The organism is Stenotrophomonas acidaminiphila, assembly GCF_014109845.1.
Classification (GTDB): Bacteria; Pseudomonadota; Gammaproteobacteria; order Xanthomonadales; family Xanthomonadaceae; genus Stenotrophomonas; species Stenotrophomonas acidaminiphila.
Genome location: NZ_CP043567.1, coordinates 3,638,600 through 3,654,130 on the forward strand (window position 1 = coordinate 3,638,600; position 15,531 = coordinate 3,654,130).

Sequence of the window (15,531 nt, forward strand, 5' to 3'; positions counted from 1 at the left end):
ATGGCCCCGCATTGTAGCGTCCGCCCCCGCCGCACCGGCTTCCCGGCGATGCCAGGCGTCGCAGCGCTGGACAATTTTTCACCAGCAGCTGCAAACGCACGCCCGCCAAGGTGCCCGGAGGCTTATCCACAGGTTGTCGGCATGCCGTTGCACACCGGCTGTGGAGAACCGCGCACGCACCGCGCGGCGCACCCGGTCGCGGCAGGGCATGCCGCGCCGGCGCACCGCGCTTACTGGCGGCGCACCGACTGCACCACGCTCAGGCGCCGCAGCCGGCGCATCACCTCGGCCAGGTGGGTACGGTCGCGCACCTGGATGTTGAAACACAGCACCGCGGCATTGAAGTCGCGGTCCAGGTAGTCCACCCGCTCGATGTTGGACTGGCTCTGGGCGATGGCCGCGGCCAGCTGCGCCAGCACGCCGGTGCCGTTCTCCACTTCCACCACCAGCGCGGTGTCGTAGTCGCCGACCACGCTGCTGTCCCAGCCGATCGGCACCCAGCGCTCGGGCGACTTGCGCAGTTCGGCCAGGTTCGGGCAATCCATGCGGTGCACCACGATGCCCTTGCCGGCGGTGTGGTAGCCCATGATCTCGTCGCCCGGAATCGGCTGGCAGCAGCCGGCGAAGCTGACCACGCCGCGCTCGCTGCCGTTGATCAGGATCTTCTCCTGCACCCGCTGGCTGCTGCCGCCGGCGCGCGGTTCGCCGTGCGCCATCAACGCCTGCGCGGCCTGGGTCGGCATCCAGTTGCCGAGCGCGACGTCGGCCAGGAACGCCTCCAGGCGCGGGTAGCGGTGCTCGGCCAGGAACGCATCCAGCCGGCCCTTGGGCAGGCGCTCGATCGAGCTGTCCATCGCCTCCAGCGCGCGGTCGAGCATGCGGTGGCCCAGCTGCACGGCATCCTCGTGCTCGAGCTGCTTGAGCTGGTGGCGGATGGCGGTACGCGCCTTGGAGCTGACCACGAACTCCAGCCACTGCGGCTTGGGCGTGGCCGAGCGCGCGGTGATCACTTCCACCGTCTGCCCGCTGACCAGCTTGGTGCGCAGCGGCACCAGCTTCTTGTCCACGCGCGAGGCCACCGCGCGGTTGCCGATGTCGGTGTGCACCGCATAGGCGAAGTCGAGCGCGGTGGAGTTGCGCGGCAACGCCAGGATCTTGCCCTTGGGCGTGAACAGGTAGACCTCGTCCGGGAACAGGTCGACCTTGACGTTGTCCAGGAACTCCAGCGACGAGCCGGCCGAGCGCTGCGAATCGATCAGCTCGACGATCCACGCATGCGCGCGGCTCTGTGCGCTGTTGGGCGAATCGCCGCCGAACTTGTAGGTCCAGTGCGCGGCCACGCCGCGCTCGGCGATCAGGTCCATCTCCTCGGTGCGGATCTGCACCTCGATCGGCGAACCGTAGGGCCCGAACAGCACCGTGTGCAGCGACTGGTAGCCGTTGGCCTTGGGGATGGCGATGAAATCGCGGAAGCGCCCGTCCAGCGGCTTGAACGCCGCGTGCACCGCGCCCAGCGCGTGGTAGCAGCTGGGCACCGAGCGCATCACCAGGCGGAAGCCGAACACGTCCATCACCTGGTCGAAGGTTTTGTTCTCCTCGCGCATCTTGGTGTAGATGCTCCAGGGCGTCTTGATGCGGCTGACCAGGCGGTGTTCCAGCCCTTCGCGCGCCAGCCGCTGCGACAACTGCACCTCGACCTGCGCCATCGCCTCGCGGCGCACCACCGGCTGGCTGCGGATGTGCTTTTCCAGGATCGCGTGGCGCCACGGGTACAGCGCCTTGAAGCCCAGGTTCTGCAGCTCGGACTTGATCAGGCTCATGCCCAGGCGCTGGGCGATGGGCGCGTAGATGTCCAGCGTCTCCACCGCGATGCGGCGCCGCGCCTCGGCGCTCTGCGCACCCAGGGTACGCATGTTGTGCAGGCGGTCGGCCAGCTTGATCATGATCACGCGCAGGTCGCGCGACATGGCCAGCAGCATCTTGCGGAAGCTCTCGGCGGCCGCTTCCTGGCGGTCGCGGAAGCGCAGCTTGTCCAGCTTGGTGACGCCCTCGACCAGCTCGGCCACGGTCTGGCCGAACTGCCCGGCCAGCTCGTCATGGGTGAGCGGGGTGTCCTCGATGGTGTCGTGCAGGATCGCCGCGACCAGCGCCTCCACGTCCAGCCCGAGCTCGGCCAGGATGCCGGCCACCGCGACCGGATGGGTGATGTAGGGTTCGCCGGACTTGCGGGTCTGGCCCGCGTGCGCGGCCGCGCCCACTTCCCAGGCACGGCGCAGCATCGGCAGCTGCTCGGCGGGCAGGTAACTGGCTGCGCGTTCGAGTTGGAGTACGTAGTCCGGCACCGCGCCACCCGCGGGCGCAGCGACCTGGGCAGAGGGGCCTGGGTTCATGGCTGGGAAGATATGCCAGCGGCACCAACACGGCAACGCCGGAGACGCGCGACATCACGCTCGCGCTGCCGCCCCACGGTTTGCATTGCAGACCGCCGGGCCCGTCTTTCGCTCATCGGCACCCCGCCGCTTCGCGGCGCCCCTGACCCGGGGGCTTTCCTGCGGACGCATCCGGGTGCGGTTCTTCAGGGTGACGGGGTCCGGAAAGCAGACAGCCCGCACGCGGCGGGCTGTCGGTGCACAACGATGACCCGGCGGATCAGTCGTCGTTCTTGGACATGTCTTCGTCGGCGACGACTTCGGCGGCGGCCCATTCCAGCGCCTCGCGCTCGGCACGCTCGCGCTCGGCCTTCTCGACTTCCTCGATCAGGGCGTTGTCGATCTTGCGGGCGGCGATCTCGCGCAGCGCCAGCACGGTCGGCTTGTCCTCGGTCTCGCTGTTGTCGAGGGTGGCCTGCACGCCGTTGGCCAGCTGACGGGCGCGCTTGGACGCCATCATGACCAGCTCGAAACGGTTGTTAACGACTTCCAGGCAATCTTCTACGGTAATGCGGGCCATGCGAGCTCCCGGCGACCAGCAGCGGCCGCTCGATCGGATGAGGGAAAGGCCGGGGATTGTACAGGCGGACGCCGGGGGATACAAATCACCGCACCCCCCGGTCCTTTGGAATCAATCAGTTGCCTGCCCGTCCCGGCGGGATCGGGCGCCGCCAGGGCCTGTACCCGGCCCGCCGGGCCGCGCCTCAGTCCAGCAGCGAGCGGATCAGGCCGCCGTGGCGGACCTGCTGCTGGGCCCGGCGCAGGCGGCTGGCGGTGAAGATGGCGCACATCTCGTCCACCGCGGTGTCGAACACCTCGTTGACGATCACGTAGTCGAACTCGTCGTAATGCTGCATTTCCTCGCGCGCGGCCGCCAGCCGCTGCGCCATCACCGCCTCGCTGTCCTGGCCGCGCTTGCGCATGCGGTCGTCCAGCGCCTGCTTGGACGGCGGCAGGATGAACACGCTGACCGCGTCGGGCACCTTGGCGCGCACCTGGCGCGCGCCCTGCCAGTCGATCTCCAGCAGCACGTCCTTGCCCGCGGCCAGCTGCGGCTCCACCGACTGCCGCGCGGTGCCCTTCCAGTCGCCATGCACGCGGGCGTACTCGAAGAAATCGCCGGCGGCGATCATGCGCTCGAACTCGGCGGCACTGACGAAGTGGTAATGCCGGCCGTCCATCTCGCCCGGGCGCATCGCCCGCGAGGTGAAGGAAATGGACAGCGCGATCTGCGCGTCGCGCGCCAGGGTGGCGTTGACGAGACTGCTCTTGCCGGCGCCGGAGGGGGCCGCGACGATGTAGAGGGTGCCACGCATCGCGCGGATCTCCGGGTCGATGGTTCGGGCGGCGCACGATAACCAGCCCGGGCCGCGGCTGCAAATGCCGGGCCCGGCGGACCGCGTCGACCGGTCCGGATCAGAGGTCGAAGGCGAGCATGTCGCGGCCGGTCGCCGCGCGCACGATGCGCTGGTAGACGCCGGTACCGCCACCGCCGTTGGTCATCACCACCAGCCCGCGCCCGTGCTGCGGGTCGCCGACCGCGAAGGTCTTGTAGCGGCCGGCATTGGAGCCGCCATGGAAGAACCAGCGGTTGCCGCCATCGACGCGTTCCAGGTTCCAGCCCAGGCCCTTGTCCAGCCAGCCCGGCCGCACCGCCAGCTGCGGCGCCAGCATCGCCTGCCGGGTCGCCTCGGCGATCTCCCAGTCCTGCCGCGCCGGGTGCTGCATCACGTGGGCGATGAAACGCGCATAGTCCTGCACCGGGCCACGCAGGCTGGCGGCGGCATTGGCGAGCAGGTCACCGGGCCACACGAACATGCCGGCCGGCGCGACGGCCTGCGCCTGCGGCAGCGCCTGCACCGCGTCATCCCAGGTCCAGTCCGACAGCGGCTTGCCCCGGGCCTCGGCCAGCGGCTGCAGCAGCGGCCACTGCGCGCCGAACGTCTGCACCCCCGGCCGCGCGCCGGGTGCCGGCACGCCGACCACCGAATGGCGCGCGGCGTGCGCGTTCCAGGTATAGGTGCTGCCCTGCATGCCGGCCGGCCCGAACAGGCGCTCCCGTGCCAGCTGGTCCAGGCTCTGCCCGGTGACCGTCTCCACCACCCGCTGCAGCCAGAAGAAGGCTTCGCCGGAGTAATTCACGCGCTGTCCCGGCGCGACCAGGGTGCGCAACGAGTCGCGATCGGGGTGCGCGCGCCAGTCCGGCAGGCCGCTGCTGTGGCGCAGCACGTCGCGCACGCTGATCCGCGCCAGCTGCGGATCGTCATCGGCCAGGAAATCGGGGCGGTGGTAGTCCACCAGCGGGCGGTCGAGCTGCAGCGCGCCGGCATCCACCAGCTGCAGCACCAGGTAGGCGAACACCGGCTTGCTCAGCGAGGCGCACTCGAACACGCTGTCCGCGTCCACCGGCGCGCCGCTTTCCACGTCGGCCACGCCGAACCCGCGGTGCCAGGCCAGTTCGCCCTGCTCCACCACGGCAATGGCGACACCGGGCACGCCGAAGGCGCGCATCCATTCCGGCAGCGTGGCCAGGAACGCATCGGACGGAATCCAGCGCGGGTCGTCGCGCACAGGCGCCGCCGCGCGCCCGGCCATCGGCAACAGGGTCAACGCCGCACCACCCGCGGCGGCCGCCAGGAATCGGCGTCGATGGATCGGATCAACAACCGCTGCGTGCATGCCCACACCTCTGCGCCAAGGGACGAACTGCATAGCAGTCGCCGCCCGTGGCGGCAAGCGCGGCCGACCGCCGCGTGGCAGGCGCCGATGCCGCCCGGCGGCATCGGCTGACGCCGCGAGCACGCCGATGGCCGTGCGGACGGGCCACCCGGTCGCGCAGGCATGGCCCGGCACCTGCAGGGCCCTCCCGCGCATGGCGACATGCTGCCGGCCGCGGGGATGCGGCGACCCGCGCGGGAAACGCAACGCGCGGCGCGGCGGCTCCGGCAGCGGTTACTCCAGGTTCTGCACCTGCTCGCGGATCTGGTCGATCAGCACCTTCAGCTCGACCGCGGCGTTGGAGGTGCGGCTGTCCACCGACTTGGAGCCCAGGGTGTTGGCTTCGCGGTTGAACTCCTGCAGCAGGAAATCCAGGCGGCGGCCGACCGGCTCGCGCTGGCGCAGCACGCGGCGGATCTCGCCGATATGGCTGCCGAGGCGGTCCAGTTCCTCGTCGACATCGAGCTTCTGCAGCCACATCACCAGTTCCTGCTCGGCGCGGCCCGGGTCGACCGGGTGCGGCAGGTCGGCCAGGCGCGCGGCCAGCTTGGCGCGCTGGCCCTCGCGGATGGCCGGGATCAGTTCGCGCACCTCGCCGGCGATGCGTTCGATCGCATCCACCCGCTCGCTGATCGCCGCGGTCAGCTTGGCGCCCTCGCGCTCGCGCGCGGCGACGAAGCCGTCGAGGGTCTCGTCCAGCAGCGCCAGCGCCTCGGCATGCAGCGCCGCGGCATCGACCGCTTCGCCACGCAGCACGCCCGGATAGGCCAGCAGTTCGGTGAACCCGATGCGCATGTCCGGGAAACGCGAGTGCAGGCGCCGCGCCAGGTCGCCCAGCTGCTCCACCAGCGCCTCGTCCACTGCCAGCGTGGGCGCCGCTTCCGGCGCGCGCAGGCGTATCACCAGGTCCAGTTTGCCGCGGCTGATGCGCGCGGCCACGCGCTCGCGCAGTTGCGGCTCCAGCGCGCGCAGCTCCTCCGGCAACCGCACCCCCACTTCGAGGAAACGGTGGTTGACCGAGCGCAGCTCGCAGCCGAGGGTGCCCCAGCGCGTGCCGCGTTCGCCGCCGGCATAGGCGGTCATGCTTCGGATCATGTGGATTTCCGGTGCGTTGCAAAGGGCGAATGGTACCCTAGGCGTCCCCGGATGCCGGCCCCGCAGGCCGCCCGGGCGCCCCCACGACGCTCCATCGACACCCGGATTTTCCATGACCTTTTCCCGTCCCAGCGGCCGCCAGGCCGACCAGCTGCGCAGCGTCACCCTCGAGCGCGGCTTCACCCGCCATGCCGAAGGCTCGGTGCTGGTGAGCTTCGGCCACACCCGCGTGCTGTGCACCGCCAGCATCGAAAACCGCGTGCCGGCGTTCCTGCGCGGCAAGGGCGAAGGCTGGGTGACCGCCGAGTACGGCATGCTGCCGCGCTCCACCCACACCCGTTCCGACCGCGAGGCCGCACGCGGCAAGCAGGGCGGACGCACGCTGGAGATCCAGCGCCTGATCGGCCGCACCCTGCGCGCGTGCATCGACCGCAACGCGCTGGGCGAACGCACCATCACCCTGGACTGCGACGTGCTGCAGGCCGACGGCGGCACCCGCACCGCCGCCATCACCGGTGCCTACGTGGCCCTGGTGGATGCGGTGAACACGCTGCTCAAGCGCGGCGAGATCAAGCGCAACCCGGTGTTCGGCGCGGTTGCCGCGGTGTCGGTCGGGGTCTACAAGGGCGTGCCGGTACTGGACCTGGACTACGCCGAGGACAGCGACTGCGACACCGACATGAACGTCGTCATGAACGATGGCGGCGGTTTCATCGAGCTGCAGGGCACCGCCGAAGGCCATGCCTTCCGCCGCGATGAGCTGGATGCGCTGCTGGCACTGGCCGAAAAGGGCATCGGCGAACTGTTCGCCGCACAGCAGGCCGCCCTGGCGCAGGCATGAACCGGCGCATCGCCCTGGTCACCGTGGTGGTGGCCGACTACGACGAGGCCATCGCCTGGTACACCGGCAAGCTCGGTTTCCAGCTGCTGCAGGATGTCGACCAGGGCCACAAGCGCTGGGTCGTGGTCGGGCCGGCCGAGGGGGGCGGCGCGGCGCTGCTGCTGGCACGCGCCAGCGACGAGGCGCAGCGCAGCCGCATCGGCAACCAGACCGGCGGCCGGGTCGGCCTCTTCCTCCACACCGACGATTTCCACCGCGACCACGCGGCCATGCTCGCCGCCGGCGTGCCGTTCCTGGAAGCGCCGCGCGAAGAACCCTATGCCACGGTCGCGGTGTTCCGCGACCTGTACGGCAACACCTGGGACCTGCTGGAGCCCCGCCGATGAAGACCCTGGTACTGGCCAGCCACAATGCCGGCAAGCTGGCGGAGATGCGCGAGATCCTCGCCGACCTGCCGCTGCAGGTCACCTCGGCCGCCGAGCTGGGCCTGGGCGACGTCGAGGAGACCGGCCTGACCTTCGTCGAGAACGCGCTGCTCAAGGCCCGTGCGGCCTGCCAGGCCACCGGCCTGCCGGCGCTGGCCGATGACTCGGGCCTGATCGTCGACGCCCTGGGCGGCGCGCCCGGCCTGTACAGCGCGCGCTACGCCGGCCTCCCGGGCAATGCCGCGGCCAACAACGCCAAGCTGCTCGAGGCGATGGCCGGCATCCCCGACGGCGAGCGCGGCGCCCGCTTCTACGCGGTGATCGTGCTGCTGCGCCATGCCGCCGATCCGCAGCCGCTGATCTGCGAGGGCCGCTGGGAAGGACGCATCACCCACGCGCCGCGCGGCCACCATGGCTTCGGCTACAACCCGGTGTTCCTGGACGAGCGCCATGGCCTGACCGCCGCGGAAATGGAGCCGGCGCTGAAGAACGCCATCAGCCACCGCGCGATCGCCCTGCAGCAGCTCAAGCGGCAGCTCGCCGCCTGGCACTGACCTCCACCGCGAAGTTGCAGCCGTCCATGCCGCACTCCCACGACCATTGCCACCACCCGCCCGGCGCGGCCTGCGCCGGGGACCACGCGCATGCCGCCGTGCAGCTGGTGCCGCCGCCGCTGTCGCTGTACGTGCACCTGCCCTGGTGCGTGCGCAAATGCCCGTACTGCGACTTCAACTCGCATGCCGGCAAGGGCGCGCTGCCGTTCGACGCCTACATCGACGCGCTGGTCCGCGACCTGGACCAGGACCTGCCGCTGGTCTGGGGCCGGGTGGTCAACAGCGTGTTCTTCGGCGGCGGCACGCCCAGCCTGTTCCCGCCCGAGGCGATCGACCGTTTCCTGCAGCAGGCCAGCGCGCGGCTGCGGTTCGCGCCGAACCTGGAGGTGACGCTGGAGACCAACCCCGGCACCGCCGAGCACGGCCGCTTCGACCGCTACCGCGCCGCCGGCGTGAACCGCATCAGCTTCGGCATCCAGACCTTCAACGACGACGCGCTCAGGCGCCTGGGCCGCATCCACGACAGCGGCGAGGCCGAGCGTGCGGTGAAACTGGCGCAGGACGCCGGCTACCGCAACTTCAACATCGACCTGATGTACGCGCTGCCGGAACAGACCCTGGCCCAGGCCGAACACGACCTGGAGCGCGCCTTCGCGCTGGAGCCCACGCACATCTCGCACTACCAGCTCACCCTGGAGCCGAACACGGTGTTCTTCGCGCGGCCGCCGCGCGGCATCCCCGACGAGGACGGCGCCTGGGACATGCAGGAGCATTGCCAGGCGCTGCTGGCGCAGGCCGGCTATGGCCACTACGAGGTCAGCGCCTATGCTCGCGATGGCTGGCAGTGCGCGCACAACCTCAACTACTGGCGCTTCGGCGACTACCTGGGCATCGGTGCCGGCGCGCACGGCAAGATCAGCTCTGGCGCGCAGCAGCAGGTGCTGCGCCGCTGGAAGCACAAGCACCCGCAGGCCTTCATGGACACCGCCGGCAGCCCCGCGGCGATCGGCGGCGACGACGTGATCGACGCCGCACGGCTGCCGTTCGAATACATGCTCAACCTGCTGCGCCTGCATGAAGGCTTCGAGCTGCGCGACTTCGAAGCCCGCACCGGGCTGGGCCGCGCCGTGCTGCAGCCGGCATTGGCCACCGCGGTGGAGCGCGGCTGGCTGCGCCGCGACGGCGGGCGCGTCGTTCCCACCGAGCTGGGGCGGCGCTTCACCAACGACGTGGTCGAGCTGTTCCTGCCCTGAACAGGGCGCCCCTGCGCGGCAAGTGGCGGTAACACCGGCGAAATGATAGAAATCGCCCACCAGGGGCGGAATGTACAGCGGATGTCAGGCACCACAGCACCCTTTTCCAGCCAGGCGTCGGCACGCCTTGCCGGCGCGCCGGTCCCCGAACGGGTCCGCCACCTGCTCCAGGCCGTCCACGGCATCGCCGCGCAGGTACTGGCGTCGCCGCTGCAGCTGACCATGGTGCAGCTGGAGCGCGAGCTGTTCGGCCTTGCCGAGAAGGCGCGCAGCAGCCAGGTCCAGGCCGATGTCTACGCGCAGATCCGCCAGCTGGGCGTGCATGCCGCCGAGTTCCCGGGCTGGTTCCTGGACGCGCTGGCCGACGACCTGGCGCGACTGCGCAGTCCATCCGCGCCCGGTGGCGCGCCCGCCGCCACGCCGGCGATTCCGGCGATGACCCTGGTCACCGATACCGACATCGACCGCGACATCGTGCTGCACGAGATGGCGCGGCGCGAAGGCTACCGCGCGCAGTCACACCTGCAGCTGCTCGGGCAGCGCTTCGGCGTGCTTGCCGCGCAACCGGCGTTCGATGCCGAGAGCCTGCCGGTGGGGCCGCACGCGCTGTGCCGGATCCTGCGCGCCTGTGGCGAACGGCTGGGGCTGAACCTGGAGGCGCAGCAGCAGCTTTACCACGTGTTCGAACGACAGGCGATGGAGCGGCATGTCGAGCTGCTGGACCGCCTGAACATCCTGCTGGCGCGCGAAGGCGTGCTGCCGGGGCTGGTCTACATTCCCTACCTGCCACGGCCGGCCGGCCAGCGCCGCACCACCGGCGGGCCCGCCACGGCCGCGCGCGAGGGCGCGTCCGCGGCGGTGCCGCGGCCGCTGACCCAGTGGCAGGGACAGGCGCCGGCGGCGTCATGGGCGGAGGCCGCGATGGGCGCCCTGCCGGTGCCCGCGCCGGCCGGTCCTGGTGGTCCTGGCGGACCTGGCCCGACCCCCGCCACGCCTACGACTACGACAGCGGCCAGCATGGCCTCGCTGCACGAGCTGCTCGACGCCGCGCGGCAGCTGCTGGCGCAGCAACTGCAGGCCGGCAGCGGCGGAGCTGCCGCTACGGGCACTGCCGGCACTGCTGGCGGCATGGTCGCCGCCAGCGACATCCTTCCGCAGCTGGCCGCGCTTGGCAGCCCGCTGCGCCCTGCCGGCCCCCCCCCGGGCGCTGCGCCCGCGGACCTGGCGGGCGCAGCGGCGCAGGCCAGCGCCGCGCCGGCGCCGCGCGCGGTGCCCAGCGAGGCGGTGATGGACGTGCTCGCACGGCTGCAGCCGCAGGGCGCGGCACCCGGCGCGCGCCGCAGTTTCGGCGACATCCAGAAGGCGCTGCTGTCGCAGGTGCGCGCCGAGCATGGCGAAAGCGCCACGCTCTCGTCCCGCGACAGCAACACCCTGGACCTGCTGGGCATGCTCTACGGGCAGATCCAGCGCGAAGTGCGCAGCAATGGCCCGGCCAGCGACCTGCTCAACCGCCTGCAGGTGCCGCTGGCGCGCGCCGCCGTCGGCGACGAGGCGTTCTTCATCCGCGACCAGCACCCGGCGCGCGAACTGCTCAACACCGTGGCCGAGTCCGGCGCGGTATGGCTGGGCGACGACGACGGCGACCCCGCGCTGCTGCAGAAGCTCGGCGAAGCGGTGGACCGCGTCGTCGCCGAGTACCAGGGTGACGAGGCGGTGTTCGCCGCCGCCAACCGCCAGGTGCAGTCGCACCTGCAGGCGGCGGTGCGCAAGGCCGAGGTCACCGAACGCCGGCAGATCGAAGCCGCACGCGGCAAGGAACGGCTGGAAGCGGCCAAGCAGCTGGCCGGGCGCACCATCGGCCAGCTGTGCCGCGCGGCCAGCCCGCCCAAGTTCGTGCAGACCCTGCTGCACGAAGCCTGGAGCGATGTGCTGACCCTGACCCTGCTGCGCCAGGGCGAGGACTCGGAGGAATGGCGCCAGCGCCAGGAGGCCACCCGCCGCATCGGCGAGATCACCGCCCGCGGCGACGGTGCCGCCGACCCGGCGCTGTGCGGCCAGATCGAGGAATCGCTGCTGCAGGTCGGCTACCACGAGGACGAGGCCGGGGCCATCGCCCGCCGCCTGTCCACGCCCGGCGGCGAGGACGAGATCACCTCGCGCACCGAACTGGCCGCCCGGCTCAAGGCCCGCGCCCGGCTCGGCGGCGACAGCAGGGACGGAGCGGATCCGCAGGCGCCGCCCGCGGCCGAGCGCACGCCGGCCGAGGAAGGCTTTTACCGGCAGTTGCGCACGCTGCCGTTCGGCACCTGGTTCGAGTTCACCATCAACCAGCAGGGCGACGCCCGCCGCCTGCGCCTGTCCTGGTACAGCCTGGTCACCGACAACGCGCTGTTCGTCAACCAGCGCGGGCAGAAGATGGCCGAGCATTCGCTCGACGCGCTGGCGCGGCTGATGGCGCGCGACCAGCTGCGCGTGGTCACCGAGGACCGCGGCCGCCTGATCGACCGCGCCTGGCAGGCCACCCTGCGCGCCCTGCGCGCGCTCGCCGGCGGCAGCGCCGCTCCGGAGTCCGCATGATCCCCGATACCCGGCGCGCCCCGCGCCTGCAGGTGCCCGCGCTGGTGCCGGTCACCGATACGATGACCGCCGGCGTGATCGGGCGGCTCGGCAACGTGTCCGAAACCGGCATGCTGCTGATCGCCTCCGAACCGCTCAACGAGGACGCGCTCTACCAGCTGCGCTTCCCGGTCCCCGATGGCCGTGGCGGCGACGTGCCGATCGATGTCGGCGTGCACCTGCTGTGGCGCGAGGCGGCGCAGGCGCCGGGCCACTTCTGGGCCGGCTTCCGCTTCCTGACCCTGGAAAAGGGCCATCGCGAACGCCTGCGGCAGTGGATCGAATCCAGCCTTCCGGCATCCTGAGCGACGAAAACGGCACAGCGGCGCGGCAGCGATTGCGGCAGAATCGTGGCCCGATTCCAGCCTTGCCGCGAGCCCCGCCATGAACCTGCCCGATCCCGGCCCCCTGTACGCCGACCACCTGGATGCCCTCGTCCGCCGCGCCGACGAAGCGCTGGCCCGCGGCGGTTTCGACCACCTGGTCGTGCCCAGTGGCCGCCTGCACTACCAGGTGTTCGACGACCGCGACTATCCGTACGCGGTCAACCCGCAGTTCAAGGCCTGGCTGCCACTGACCCGCGTGCCCGACAGTTGGCTGATCCATACCCCCGGCCGCCGCCCGCAGCTGGTCTACCACCAGCCGCACGATTACTGGCACGCGGTCCCGGCCGCGCCCAACGGCTGGTGGGTCGAGCATTTCGACATCCACGTCATCCGCACCCCGGAACAGGCCCTGGCGCTGCTGCCGAAGGACCCGGCGCGCTGCGCGATCCTCGGCGAACCGCAGAGCGCGCTGGGCGGCTTCGTGCCCAACAACCCGCAGCCGGTGATCGACTACCTGGACTACCGGCGCGCGTTCAAGACGCCCTACGAGATCGCGCTGATGCGCCAGGCCCAGGTGCCCGCGGCGCGCGGCCACCGCGCCGCCGAGGCCGCGTTCCGCGCCGGCGCCAGCGAATTCGCCATCCACATGGCCTATTGCAGCGCCGCCGGCCAGGACAGCAACGCACTGCCGTACGGCAACATCATCGCCCTCAACGAGCACGCCGCGGTGCTGCACTACACCGACCTCGGCCATACCGCGCCGACGCCGGCGCGCAGCTTCCTGATCGATGCCGGCGCCTCCGCGCACGGCTACGCCAGCGACATCACCCGCACCTATGCCGCAGCCGGCCACGACGAGTTCCAGGCCATGATCGACGCGGTGGACGCCGCGCAGCGGCAGATGTGCGCGGCGGTGCGCAGCGGCTTCGACTACAAGCAGCTGCATGTCGATGCGCACCTGGCGCTGATGGGCATCCTGCGCGAGTTCGGGGTCATCACCGTGTCGCCGGAAGCGGCGCTGGCCAGCGGCGTCAGCGCGGCGTTCTTCCCGCACGGCATCGGCCACCTGATCGGCGCGCAGGTGCACGACGTGGCCGGCTTCGCCGCCAGCGACCGCGGCGGCCGCATCGAGCGCCCGGCCGGCCATCCCTACCTGCGCATGACCCGGGTGCTGGAGCCGGGCATGGTGGTGACCATCGAGCCGGGCGTGTACTTCATCGACATGCTGCTGGACGAGGTGAAGAAAGCCGGCAACGCCGCCAGCGTGAACTGGGAGCGGGTGGACTTTTTCCGCCCCTATGGCGGCATCCGCATCGAGGACGAGGTGCTGTGCACCGACGGCGAGGCCGACAACCTGACCCGCCCGGTGTTCGCGGCGCAGGGCTGACGGCGTCCGCGCCAGCCCTCATCGGGATCCAGGCCCGGCCGTGCCATGCGGCCGGGCTTTTCATTTGCCGGCGCCCCGCCAGCACGCAGGCCGCACTGCGCCTGAAAGCTGCGGCTGATCGCCGGCCTTTGGCCTGCCGGGCCCCGTTCCGCAGCGACGCAACCAGCCGCGTTCATGCCTGCTCCGCAGGCGCGCGTCACTTTATCTGTGGTGGTGCAACAAAAAGCAGCCCGGGGAAGCGCTTTTTCCAACCACCGGATGGCGCGGCACGCATGGCCGCACGCGATCCGTCGGGCTGCGCCCGCCGATTGCCTGCGCGCTCGCGGAACACGGGGCCGGCGCGTACCCCGCTCCGTGCGGACACGTGCGCCTGGGCGCCGCCGCCGTACGGCCCGGCCCGTTCCACGGCGGGGAAGCCAACCGCACAGGCGCAGCAGCAAAAGCACGCGCACCAACAAAAGCCACGGCAACACCCGGCGCGAGGGCAGGCGCTGCGGCCGCGCCGCGCCGCCCTGCCCGTGCCACGCATGGGCAGGTGCTGCAGCGCAGCCGGGCGGGTCAGCCCCTGGCCATGAACGCTTCGATCTCGTCGGCGCTGCGTTCCAGCGCAGCGGTCAATACCCGGTGTCCGTCCGCGGTGATCAGCACATCGTCCTCGATGCGGATGCCGATGCCCCGCCAGCGCGGCTCCACGCTGTGGTCGTCCGGCGATACGTACAGCCCCGGCTCGATGGTCACCACCATGCCCGCCTCGAGCAGCCGCGATTCGCCGGCGAGTTTGTAGTCGCCCACATCGTGCACGTCCAGACCCAGCCAGTGGCCGGTCTTGTGCCGGTAGAAGCGCTTGTAATGGCCCTCGATCAGGTTCTCCTCCAGGTCGCCCCTGAGCAGCCCCAGCCGCAGCAGGCCTTCGGTGAGCACCTCGACCGCGGCCAGGTGGCCTTCCTCGTAGGCGATGCCCGGCTGCGCCTGCTCCAGCGCCGCCACCTGCGCCGCCAGCACCAGGTCGTGCAGCGCGCGCTGTTCGGCGCTGAAACGGCCGTTGACCGGGAAGGTGCGGGTGATGTCGCTGGCGTAGCCGTGGTACTCGGCACCGGCGTCGATCAGCACCAGGTCGCCATCGCCGCTGCCGCCGCTGTTGGCGCGGTAATGCAGCACGCAGGCGTTGGCACCGGCACCGATGATGCTGTTGTAGGCCGGGCACGCGGCGTGGCGGCGGAACTCGCGTTCCAGTTCGGCCTGCAGTTCGTACTCGTGGATGCCGGCGCGCGCCAGCCGCATCGCCGCGCGGTGCGCCTGCACGCTGATGTCGGCGGCGCGCTGCATCAGCGCGATCTCGGCCGGTGACTTGAACAGGCGCTGCTCGTGCAGCAGGTGGCCCAGTTCCAGGAACTCGTGCGGCGGCTGCGCGCCGTGGCGCACCTGCGAACGCACCCGGTTGACCCAGCCGATCAGCTTGAGGTCGAAGTCGGCGTCGCGGCCGAAGTGGTAGTAGACCCGCGAACGCCCTTCCAGCAGGCCCGGCAGGATGTCGTCCAGGTCCTCGATCGGATAGGCGTCGTCCATGCCGTAGCGCGCCACCGCGCCTTCCTGGCCTTCGCGCGGGCCGTCCCAGGCCTCGCGCTCGGGGTCGCGCTCGCGGCAGAACAGGATCGTCTCGCCATGGCGGCGCCCGGGGATGAGCACCAGCACCGCTTCCGGCTCGGGGAAGCCGCACAGGTACCAGAAGTCCGAATCCTGCCGGTACGGGTAATGGGTGTCGTTGCTGCGTACGCGCTCGGGCGCGGCCGGCAGCACCAGGATGGCGTCGTCCCCGGCCGCTTCCATCAGCTGGCGGCGGCGCTGGGCGTATTCGGCGGCGGCAATGCCGGTCAGCGTGTGCATGGC

Annotated in this window: 13 protein-coding genes; 7 read left to right on the forward strand and 6 right to left on the reverse strand. The window is 71.2% G+C overall.

Going from position 1 to position 15,531, the window contains the following annotated elements:
* Positions 1-230: 230 nt before the first annotated feature.
* The 5 genes from F0P95_RS16560 to F0P95_RS16580 form a co-directional block, all read right to left on the reverse strand.
* On the reverse strand, positions 231-2,390 hold the full coding sequence (locus F0P95_RS16560) for a RelA/SpoT family protein (RefSeq protein ID WP_054667376.1): 2,160 nt from the start codon (positions 2,388-2,390) through the stop codon (positions 231-233).
* Positions 2,391-2,649: 259 nt separating this feature from the next.
* Positions 2,650-2,949 (reverse strand): DNA-directed RNA polymerase subunit omega, encoded by a 300-nt coding sequence (rpoZ, locus tag F0P95_RS16565; RefSeq protein WP_054667378.1) that lies wholly within the window; start codon positions 2,947-2,949, stop codon positions 2,650-2,652.
* A 184-nt stretch (positions 2,950-3,133) separates the two neighbouring features.
* Positions 3,134-3,745: a guanylate kinase gene (gmk, locus tag F0P95_RS16570; protein WP_182335148.1), complete on the reverse strand. Its 612-nt coding sequence runs from the start codon at positions 3,743-3,745 to the stop codon at positions 3,134-3,136.
* 100 nt (positions 3,746-3,845) lie between these two features.
* On the reverse strand, positions 3,846-5,108 hold the full coding sequence (locus tag F0P95_RS16575; RefSeq protein WP_182335149.1) for a serine hydrolase domain-containing protein: 1,263 nt from the start codon (positions 5,106-5,108) through the stop codon (positions 3,846-3,848).
* 273 nt (positions 5,109-5,381) lie between these two features.
* The gene (locus F0P95_RS16580) at positions 5,382-6,242 is read right to left on the reverse strand and encodes a YicC/YloC family endoribonuclease (RefSeq protein ID WP_182335150.1); all 861 of its coding nucleotides are present in this window, start codon (positions 6,240-6,242) and stop codon (positions 5,382-5,384) included.
* Between the two features lie 112 nt (positions 6,243-6,354).
* Between F0P95_RS16580 and rph the strand changes: the two genes are divergently transcribed.
* The 7 genes from rph (at position 6,355) to pepQ (ending at position 13,644) form a co-directional block, all read left to right on the forward strand.
* On the forward strand, positions 6,355-7,083 hold the full coding sequence (gene rph, locus F0P95_RS16585; protein ID WP_054667385.1) for a ribonuclease PH: 729 nt from the start codon (positions 6,355-6,357) through the stop codon (positions 7,081-7,083).
* Entirely contained in the window at positions 7,080-7,469 is a 390-nt protein-coding gene (locus F0P95_RS16590; protein WP_182335151.1) for a VOC family protein, read from the forward strand. Before rph ends, F0P95_RS16590 begins: the two co-directional genes overlap by 4 nt.
* Entirely contained in the window at positions 7,466-8,062 is a 597-nt protein-coding gene (rdgB, locus tag F0P95_RS16595; RefSeq protein WP_182335152.1) for an RdgB/HAM1 family non-canonical purine NTP pyrophosphatase, read from the forward strand. The genes F0P95_RS16590 and rdgB overlap by 4 nt, the downstream gene beginning before the upstream one ends.
* Positions 8,063-8,088: 26 nt before the next feature.
* A complete protein-coding gene (gene hemW, locus F0P95_RS16600; protein WP_182335153.1) occupies positions 8,089-9,315 on the forward strand; it encodes a radical SAM family heme chaperone HemW in 1,227 nt (408 codons plus the stop codon).
* Positions 9,316-9,396: 81 nt separating this feature from the next.
* The gene (locus F0P95_RS16605; protein ID WP_182335154.1) at positions 9,397-11,892 is read left to right on the forward strand and encodes a DUF1631 domain-containing protein; all 2,496 of its coding nucleotides are present in this window, start codon (positions 9,397-9,399) and stop codon (positions 11,890-11,892) included.
* Positions 11,889-12,236 carry a PilZ domain-containing protein gene (locus tag F0P95_RS16610; RefSeq protein WP_182335155.1) on the forward strand — a complete coding sequence of 116 codons (348 nt, stop codon included), beginning with the start codon at positions 11,889-11,891 and terminating at the stop codon, positions 12,234-12,236. The genes F0P95_RS16605 and F0P95_RS16610 overlap by 4 nt, the downstream gene beginning before the upstream one ends.
* A gap of 79 nt (positions 12,237-12,315) precedes the next feature.
* Entirely contained in the window at positions 12,316-13,644 is a 1,329-nt protein-coding gene (gene pepQ / locus F0P95_RS16615) for a Xaa-Pro dipeptidase (RefSeq protein ID WP_182335156.1), read from the forward strand.
* A gap of 558 nt (positions 13,645-14,202) precedes the next feature.
* Here the strand turns inward: pepQ and pepP are convergent.
* Positions 14,203-15,528: a Xaa-Pro aminopeptidase gene (pepP, locus tag F0P95_RS16620; RefSeq protein ID WP_182335157.1), complete on the reverse strand. Its 1,326-nt coding sequence runs from the start codon at positions 15,526-15,528 to the stop codon at positions 14,203-14,205.
* Positions 15,529-15,531 lie beyond the last annotated feature (3 nt).

Excerpts from the sequence above, each read along its gene's own strand:
- F0P95_RS16560 (WP_054667376.1), bottom strand. The coding sequence starts at position 2,390 with ATGAACCCAGGCCCCTCTGCCCAGGTCGCTGCGCCCGCGGGTGGCGCG.
- rpoZ (WP_054667378.1), bottom strand. The coding sequence starts at position 2,949 with ATGGCCCGCATTACCGTAGAAGATTGCCTGGAAGTCGTTAACAACCGT.
- gmk (WP_182335148.1), bottom strand. The coding sequence starts at position 3,745 with ATGCGTGGCACCCTCTACATCGTCGCGGCCCCCTCCGGCGCCGGCAAG.
- F0P95_RS16575 (WP_182335149.1), bottom strand. The coding sequence starts at position 5,108 with ATGCACGCAGCGGTTGTTGATCCGATCCATCGACGCCGATTCCTGGCG.
- F0P95_RS16580 (WP_182335150.1), bottom strand. The coding sequence starts at position 6,242 with ATGATCCGAAGCATGACCGCCTATGCCGGCGGCGAACGCGGCACGCGC.
- rph (WP_054667385.1), top strand. The coding sequence starts at position 6,355 with ATGACCTTTTCCCGTCCCAGCGGCCGCCAGGCCGACCAGCTGCGCAGC.
- F0P95_RS16590 (WP_182335151.1), top strand. The coding sequence starts at position 7,080 with ATGAACCGGCGCATCGCCCTGGTCACCGTGGTGGTGGCCGACTACGAC.
- rdgB (WP_182335152.1), top strand. The coding sequence starts at position 7,466 with ATGAAGACCCTGGTACTGGCCAGCCACAATGCCGGCAAGCTGGCGGAG.
- hemW (WP_182335153.1), top strand. The coding sequence starts at position 8,089 with ATGCCGCACTCCCACGACCATTGCCACCACCCGCCCGGCGCGGCCTGC.
- F0P95_RS16605 (WP_182335154.1), top strand. The coding sequence starts at position 9,397 with ATGTCAGGCACCACAGCACCCTTTTCCAGCCAGGCGTCGGCACGCCTT.
- F0P95_RS16610 (WP_182335155.1), top strand. The coding sequence starts at position 11,889 with ATGATCCCCGATACCCGGCGCGCCCCGCGCCTGCAGGTGCCCGCGCTG.
- pepQ (WP_182335156.1), top strand. The coding sequence starts at position 12,316 with ATGAACCTGCCCGATCCCGGCCCCCTGTACGCCGACCACCTGGATGCC.
- pepP (WP_182335157.1), bottom strand. The coding sequence starts at position 15,528 with ATGCACACGCTGACCGGCATTGCCGCCGCCGAATACGCCCAGCGCCGC.